This is a genomic window from Streptomyces sp. NPDC006265, from assembly GCF_040613555.1.
Taxonomy (GTDB): domain Bacteria; phylum Actinomycetota; class Actinomycetes; order Streptomycetales; family Streptomycetaceae; genus Streptomyces.
Genome location: NZ_JBEXSH010001517.1, coordinates 1 through 1,100 on the forward strand (window position 1 = coordinate 1; position 1,100 = coordinate 1,100).

At 70.3% G+C, this 1,100-nt stretch carries 2 pseudogenes; one reads left to right on the forward strand and one right to left on the reverse strand.

From position 1 onward, the window contains the following. A pseudogene (locus tag ABZ281_RS50295) lies at positions 1-288 on the reverse strand (DNA primase); the annotation flags it as partial. Between the two features lie 445 nt (positions 289-733). Here ABZ281_RS50295 and ABZ281_RS50300 point away from each other — a divergent pair. Next, positions 734-1,100: pseudogene (locus tag ABZ281_RS50300) on the forward strand (hypothetical protein); the annotation flags it as partial.

Genomic DNA, 1,100 nt, shown 5'->3' on the forward strand with positions numbered 1-1,100 from the left:
CAGCATCACCGAGGCGCCGGGGAACTCGCCCCATGCCTCGGTCGCGTCGTCCAGCGTCGCCCCGGCCGCGAGCACCGGCGCGAAGTCCAGCGGGTGCGCGCCCGGCGCCGGGCAGTCGTCATGGCCGCAGGAGCAGGCGCCCGCCGAGGCCCGCGCACCCGGCACCACGTCCCAGCCCCACAGTCCGGTGTACTCGGCCACCGCCGTGCCGTCCGACGTACGGCTGCGGCGGCGTGATCCGGTCCGGATGTCGCGCATGCCCCGGCTGATGCCGATCGTGAAGCCCATGCCCCCTCCAACGGGTCCGACGCAGCGCTGGTTACGCTACGGACGCGATGCGTGACTCTCCGTTTCCGCCTTCCCGGCGGCGGTCGGTTCATTCAGCGCCCGGATGTGCCCAGGGGGGCGCGCCCGACGACGCGCGCCCCCGAGTGCATCTCTGCACCCGCTCCTGGTTCTGCTGTGTCAAGTCAATCGTGCGTAGCCGTACGTGAGTTCATTCGAAGGGGTGGCGAATGGTGGCGTTTCCGTGTGAGCCGTGGCTGGACGGGTGATCGTAGGATTACTTTGTGTGCACGAGTCCTGGGGGCACATGCGCTCGTGGGTATGCCGGAGGCAAGTCGTCATTCCGTTCGAAGGGTGACAAGGGCCGGACGGGCGGCCGTACGAACCGGCATGCTGATAGGGCTTGGCGCACTCGGCGACAAGTGGTCTCAGGGATGGGGGCGTTCCAGTGAGCGGCAACGGCGGAAGCGGAACGAACGCTGTGGGCGCGACGCACGCCGACAAGCGCCCGAACGAGCTGCTCACCTCCTGGTTCGTGCGCAGCGGCTGGTCCAAGGGCGAGCTCGCCCGCCAGGTCAACCGCAGGGCACGCCAACTGGGCGCCAACCACATCTCCACGGACACCTCGCGCGTACGCCGCTGGCTCGACGGCGAGAACCCCCGCGAGCCGATCCCCAGGATCCTGTCCGAGCTGTTCTCGGAGCGCTTCGGCGTCGTCGTCTCCGTCGAGGACCTGGGGCTGCGCACCGCGCGCCAGTCACCCTCCGCGACCGGCGTCGACCTGCCCTGGACGGGCCCGCAGACGGTGGCCCTGC